The sequence below is a fragment of the Pseudomonadota bacterium genome (genome assembly GCA_022572885.1).
Classification (GTDB): domain Bacteria; phylum Pseudomonadota; class Gammaproteobacteria; order Steroidobacterales; family MnTg04; genus MnTg04.
In genome coordinates, this window is record JACZVC010000052.1 from 1 (window position 1) to 6,135 (window position 6,135).

Genomic DNA, 6,135 nt, shown 5'->3' on the forward strand with positions numbered 1-6,135 from the left:
AATGTCGTAACGTTTACCGGCGTCCGTAACGACCTCGCCCAGCAGCGCCGCCCGCCCGTCACCGAGTTGAGGCACAAAGTGCCCGAACTGATGGCCGGCATAGACAAGCGCGATGGGCTGGACACCCTCGGGTCGGGAAGCACCGCTGAAGATCCGAGCAAGCTCCGCCTCGTCCTCGGCGAGCGAGTCGAGACCAAGTTCGACAGCCAGATCGTTGTTCCATGCCAACATCGACGGCGCCGCCACGGCATCAGGCTCTACCAAGGCGTGGAAGCCTTCGGGTAACCTCGCGTAGCTGTTGTCGAAATTCATAGTTGAGTCTTGTGGCTAGTTAGTACGTGTCCAGAATACCGGGATTTTGCCAATTGATCATCCCCCGAGATACCGGACACCGAGTTAAGGATCATATAATGACAGTGATTCAGAACGAGGTGTTAGATGACAAATCAACGAAGAACATTCAGTCAGGAATTCAAGCAAGAAGCAGTGGCATTGGTGTTGGAACACGGCTAAAACGTTTGTGATCAGCCATCTCTTTACCACGATCCCAGGTGAGCGACTTGTAGAGTTCCCGCGGTAACTTATGAGCTTGCTTGATGAGCGCGTTGATCACCGTTTCGGTGTCTTTGCTCTTTACTTTGACGAGCATCACGTAGCGCGTATGACGTTCGACCAAGGTTGCGATCTGACTGTTGTTGCTGCCGAACAAGAGGTCTCCCTCCCAGTGGCCAGGTACGGCGCGATCTTCGGCTTCAGCCGGTCGTTCACGGATCGAGACAGCGTCGCTTATCCGGCCATGATCGGCAGTCTTCTGCGTGTGATGTCGCGAGCGACGCATCCCGCGGGTGCGCCTCAAGTGCTGTAACAGCTCTTTCTTCAACGCCCCGCGGGCCTGGATAAAGAGCGTGCGATAAATGGTCTCGTGTGACACCTGGTAGGTCTCGTCGTCCGGGAAGGTGCGCTTCAGCCACCCAGCGATCTGCCGAGGCGACCACTCGAGCTGCAGCTTACTCGCCACGATGCGCGCTAACGCTCGGTTCTGGGCCAGTTTACAGGTCTTCGAACGGTGTGCCCGGTCCCAAGCAGCCTGATCCGCCTTATTGGCCCGGTAATGTCGCCGGCCACCGTTGCGGCTGATCTCGCGACTCACCGTTGAAGGTGCTCGACCCAGTGACGCGGCGATCGAACGAAGCGACACGCCGGCGACAACACCCCGAGAAATCTCTTCGCGTTCCGCCAGGGTCAGCGCTAGACTCGATCGCCGATTCTCCGGCGGGCGTATCCCACCAGTCCTGGCCAAAATGCCCTGTATCGCTGAATGGTGACGATCAAACAGCTTGGCAATCGAGTTCAGAGACTCGCCTTTCTGCCAGCGATCCCACATCAATGACTTATCAGTTTCGGTGTAATAGATCCTCGATCGTTGCTTCATTTTCGACATCCTCCTCTCTAGTGTTAGAGATTAGGTGTTGCATCGACCGGTTAAAACCGTAGTCGTTAGCAGACCCTCAGCCCAATATTAGCGGAATGTCCGCTTTCGGGAGTGAAGCAGCCGTTAAGCCTCCCCTAAGAACTTTAAAATGACGGGCTGGTTTTGGCTAAAAAAATGACGGCTCAGTGGCGACAAAAAAGGAGTGAATCGTGACGTCAATGAATCATCACGGCTGGGATAAATTCCGCTCCGTGGTCAGCGACGCCCGGACTACTCATGACGCTGTACCGCCTCGAGTGATTTATGAACGTTCTCCATCGGGGAGACGCCGCCGATTGTCTCGGCAATCTTGCCATCTGGCGTCACGATGAATGTAGTGCGTTCGGCCAAGCCGTGACCGATCTCGACGCCACGCGTGTCCTTGCTGCCCTCGCGGCCCTCGTGAACGGTTATGCCATACGACTTTGCAATTTCGCCGGTGGTATCAGATGCCACCGCAAGCTTGCCCGCGCAATACTCTGGATCGGCCGAGAAATCATTGAGCCGCTCGATACTGTCGAGAGAAACCCCAATCACGCTCGCGCCCGCCGCCGTGAACTCATCCATGTTTTCGGCGAATTCGTGCGCCTGAATATTGCATCCTTGCGTATAAGCCGACGGATAAAAATAGACCACCACCGGGCCCTTATCGAGCGCATCGCGGAGCGAAAAATCGAAGGGCTCGCCGGCCAGTGATGCCTTCACCTCAAAGTTTGGCGCGGCGTCGCCTACTTCGAGGGCCGCGAGAGCCGAAAGAGCTATCACTGTAGAGCCTATGAGACCGAGTAGAAAGTTTTTCATAGTTTGCCCATTGTTGGTTGGTTTGATCTCAGTGACCAAATGGCCAGTGTGAATATTGACAACCGCAAAGGACGCCCGCAAGTCCTGGAACCAGTGCGACTGTGCGCTGAACGGCTCAATCACTCCCGAAACTGGCCGCGCACCGAAAGCGGCCATTCAAACATCGCCAAAATCGACAAAACGACAGGCCGCTAACGGCCAGAAGCGGACGTTCGCAGCGCGGTGCTGCGGACAGGTGGTCTGCATGCCTCAGGTGCCTTTCCTTCTGGCCGCGCGATGCGGCCGTTGCTACACTTCGACTTCGACGTCTGTTCCGGTCACGCGGACACAGTAGCGTGCGACGGCTCGTGGTGCCGGCGGACCGACGACCTCTCCTGTCCGAATGTCGAATGTTGCGCCGTGCCAAGGACAGGTGACCTCGTGGCCCGAGATCTCTCCCTCGGCCAAGGGCCCGCCTCTGTGCGTGCACGTGTTGTCGAGCGCGAAGAACCGGCCGTCGACATTAAACAACGCGATCGACTTGCCTTTGACGTCGCTTAGTCGCGCCTGACCGGGCTCGATTTCGTTTGTCTTCGCTACCTTCACAAAGTCAGCCATGGATCTTTCCTCCCGTCTACTCGGTTTCCGCGAACCGCTCTCGAGGCGTAGCCGCTATCGCTGGTATTATCGTGCCAAGACCGATCCGGGGGAAAGCTTATCTTTGCCCTGCGAGCGCTGCGGCTCTATGCTGTTATTCCATGCCGGGCGGCCGTCATCCGCGCGCCACGGCCGCACGTAGTCGGCGCGGGTCCAGCCGCGAATGATATCGAAAAGGGCCGAAGAACACATGCAAGAGATCGTCAATGGCATCCTGACGTGGACCTGGTTCTCGGAACCCCACGGCTACGACTTCAATGGCCACCTGATCCGGGATCCTAGTGGCAACCTGTGCATCGACCCAGTGGACCCCTCGGGCCCAGTGCTCGACGAGATCGCCGGCGAGGGCGTCGCCCGTATCCTGCTCACCAACCGCAACCATTCCAGGGCCGCCAGCCGGGTGCGGGAGCGGACCGGGGCGCGGATCGCCATCCACCCGAACGACGCCGGCTACGCCCGTGACCAAGGGACTGAGCCGGACGATTCCTTCAAGGCCGGCGAAAGCATCGGGCCGCTGAAGGTCATCGCCGTCCCCGGCAAGTCACCGGGGGAGGTGGCGTTCCATTGGCTGGAGCGCCGGATCCTGATAGTCGGCGACGCGGTGATTGGCAACCCGCCAGGGCGGTGCGGGCTTTTGCCCGAAAGGGTGATGGACGAACCGCCGCGTCTCAGGGACGGCGTTCGTGCGCTTTTGGACTTGGACTTCGACACCCTGTTGGTAGGCGACGGCGTCTCGATCCTCGAAGGTGCGAAGGACCGGCTCAGAGACCTGGTCGATTCCTTTCCCGGCTGAGGGAGGCGGCCCCATGTCCGACAAGTGGTAGACCATGATCGAATCTGTCAGCGCCGTCACCCTCGCCACCCACGACATGGGGAGAGCGGTGCGTTTCTACCGGGCCCTCGGCTTTGACGTGGTCCGCGGTGGCGCTAATGCCACATTCACCAGCTTTCGCGCCGGCACCAGCTACCTCAACTTGACAGCCCAGCCGGCCCACCGGCGGTGGTCGTGGTGGGGGCGGGCCGTCTTCCATGTGGCCGACGTGGACGCCTTCTACCACCGCGCCGTCGCCGAGGGGTTGGACCCCCAAACGCCCCCCCGCGACGCAGAATGGGGCGAACGCTACTTCCACATCACCGACCCAGACGGGCACGAACTCAGCTTCGCCCGGCCTGTGGGTGCCGCAAAGGGGGAGTCATAACGGGTGTTCGACGTCATCCTCCGGACCTCGCCCGGTTACCGTATTATGGTCGCAATGCCAAAACTTCCCCGACAAAAGGCCGTTGTTCGGTCCAAAGGTGAACGGAAAAGATGGGCTTACCGGAACGGATACGGGGTTATTTAACTGAGCTTGCCCGGCGCCGCGAGACGATCACCTACCGCGATTTGGCCAAGGCGCTTGAAGTCCAGCCGCCAAATACAATTCATCAGGTGACAAACGCGCTTGAAGTGCTCATGCAGGAGGATCGTGCAAATGGAGCGCCATTTCTTGCCGCTATGGTGGTCAGCAAAGCACGGAACGGGCTTCCTGCACCGGCCTTTTTTTCTTTTGCCCGTTCGCTTGGCCGAATTAAAGGATCGGATACGGGCCCGGAAACCCACGCCTATTATGCCGGGGAACTCAAGAGCACTTGGGACTACTGGGGCAGCTTAGACAACCGATTTTAGGAAACGAACGCCACGGGCATTCCTGCCCGTTCCAAGATCGAAAGAGGCGGACGATCTACGCTCCATGTTCGAGGTACGGCAAACACTTCTTTTCCGTACACCCTTGTTCGCGGTCGACCTCGCTAGTCGTAAAAACGATCTAAATCACGATGATCGACGGTACGGAAATCATTGATTTTCGGTATCCACCTGTTAATCCGCATAATTCAATGAATGTCCGCTTCGGGTCGTTAGCGGCCCGTCGTGGCAATATTAGCTGAATGTCCGCTTCCGGGGGTAAAGCGGACGTTCGATTTGAGCAAAAGCCGATTTTTGACAGTCCGCTTTCGGCCAGGAGCGGACATACCAAACAGTATAATTATTCCTTATTCGGTGTGGATATGATCTGAGTACTCAGCCAGAACTCGTAGGATTCGTCACACGATCCCGGGCCAACATGGCACAATGCTGGTCAACAATCGCGCTTGATATCCGAACCTTTCTAGATTCATGCGGTACCAAGTTTAGCTACATCTACCAAGGGGTTAATCACAGCTTTCACGAGCTCCAGCCCGGCCTGCTTCTTGCCAATGTCCCAGGTAACGGTGCCGCTCGCATCCTTTTTCATTTTGACCGAGGTTGTCGCCATGAGCAGCGTTAGGTTGATGACCACTCCCAGGGCGAGGATCACACCGACGATCAGGTCATCAGAGCTCTCAACTTTTTCCCAAGCCTGCCGAACGAACGGTGCGAGCTCAGGGTTGCCCGCGTACTCCTTGAGCACGAGTCGGCCAAAATGGACGGATTCGGCGGCAGACATTTCTTGCTTGAGGGACTCGCTGTCGAGGGTTACCAGTGCGTCCACTTCCGCAACTCTCTCGGAGTTGCTGCGTACTTCAGCGTACGATACCTGCTTGTAGACGATGTTGAAAAGCTCCTTCGTGACTTCGATCACCTGCGAATCCGAAAGGGCCTGGATCAGTTCTTGTGTAGTTTGCATGGTAGTTTTTCCTCTCTAGCGGAAGTCTCCAGTTAAGCTAAACGCGGTCCATAGTTGGAGCGAATTCGCCTCGTAGTCATTATTCAGCAGCTCAAGCATGGCTTCCCGGCAGGCCGAGGCGCGTGACTGATGGCTTTCGACCCATTTTTCATAAAAGAGTGTGAAGAAGCGACTAGCACAGCCCGCGCTGACCTTCCAGTGGGTGGAGATCAGACTCGAGGCGCCGGCCTGGATGAAAGCCCAATCCAACCCAAGTGTGTCGCCGCCGATGCCCTCCTTCGCGAGACCGCTGACGCAGGCCATAACCGAAACGTGGCTGCCTTTGAGGTTGAGTTGTGCATGCAGGATCGCGCTCGGCGTCAGCTTTCCGTCGTGTTGTCCTCCGACGATCCGGTTCTCGTCCGGTAGGCCTTGTTTGTCGGCCAACACGAGATAGGAGTCGTGGAATGGGTTGCCATGTGCCTGCTCAGGGAACCAGCCATGAGTCGAGAAATGGACTATTCGATGATCAAGAGCTTCTTTGCTAACGCGCTCCAGAGTCGCTTCGGCAAGGCGAACCGGGTGCCCGCTCATCCCGTGCTC

8 protein-coding genes and 1 pseudogene are annotated in these 6,135 nt (G+C 57.6%); 3 read left to right on the plus strand and 6 right to left on the minus strand.

All coding sequences use genetic code 11. From position 1 onward, the window contains the following. The 4 genes and pseudogenes from IIA05_12665 to IIA05_12680 all read right to left on the minus strand — a co-directional run. Positions 1–312, minus strand: a 312-nt coding sequence (locus IIA05_12665; GenBank protein MCH9027944.1) for a YdiU family protein, incomplete at its 3' end; no start/stop codon positions are given. A 196-nt stretch (positions 313–508) separates the two neighbouring features. Then, positions 509–1,432, minus strand: a pseudogene (locus IIA05_12670) (IS30 family transposase). A 270-nt stretch (positions 1,433–1,702) separates the two neighbouring features. Continuing rightward, a complete protein-coding gene (locus IIA05_12675) occupies positions 1,703–2,272 on the minus strand; it encodes a peroxiredoxin (GenBank protein ID MCH9027945.1) in 570 nt (189 codons plus the stop codon). Between the two features lie 288 nt (positions 2,273–2,560). Beyond that, entirely contained in the window at positions 2,561–2,869 is a 309-nt protein-coding gene (locus IIA05_12680; protein ID MCH9027946.1) for a non-heme iron oxygenase ferredoxin subunit, read from the minus strand. 229 nt (positions 2,870–3,098) lie between these two features. On the opposite strand from IIA05_12680, the gene IIA05_12685 reads away from it, so the two are divergent. The 3 genes from IIA05_12685 to IIA05_12695 all read left to right on the plus strand — a co-directional run bounded on the left by IIA05_12685 (position 3,099) and on the right by IIA05_12695 (position 4,574). Then, complete coding sequence (locus tag IIA05_12685; protein MCH9027947.1) at positions 3,099–3,701, plus strand: hypothetical protein; 603 nt, start codon at positions 3,099–3,101, stop codon at positions 3,699–3,701. Between the two features lie 34 nt (positions 3,702–3,735). Then, the gene (locus IIA05_12690) at positions 3,736–4,107 is read left to right on the plus strand and encodes a VOC family protein (GenBank protein MCH9027948.1); all 372 of its coding nucleotides are present in this window, start codon (positions 3,736–3,738) and stop codon (positions 4,105–4,107) included. Positions 4,108–4,217: 110 nt separating this feature from the next. Next, positions 4,218–4,574 carry a hypothetical protein gene (locus IIA05_12695; GenBank protein MCH9027949.1) on the plus strand — a complete coding sequence of 119 codons (357 nt, stop codon included), beginning with the start codon at positions 4,218–4,220 and terminating at the stop codon, positions 4,572–4,574. 487 nt (positions 4,575–5,061) lie between these two features. On the opposite strand, the gene IIA05_12700 is transcribed toward IIA05_12695, so the two are convergent. Continuing rightward, positions 5,062–5,553, minus strand: coding sequence for a hypothetical protein (locus IIA05_12700; protein ID MCH9027950.1), 492 nt, complete (start codon positions 5,551–5,553; stop codon positions 5,062–5,064). Positions 5,554–5,568: 15 nt separating this feature from the next. After that, positions 5,569–6,135, minus strand: a 567-nt coding sequence (locus tag IIA05_12705) for a CHAT domain-containing protein (protein MCH9027951.1), incomplete at its 5' end; no start/stop codon positions are given.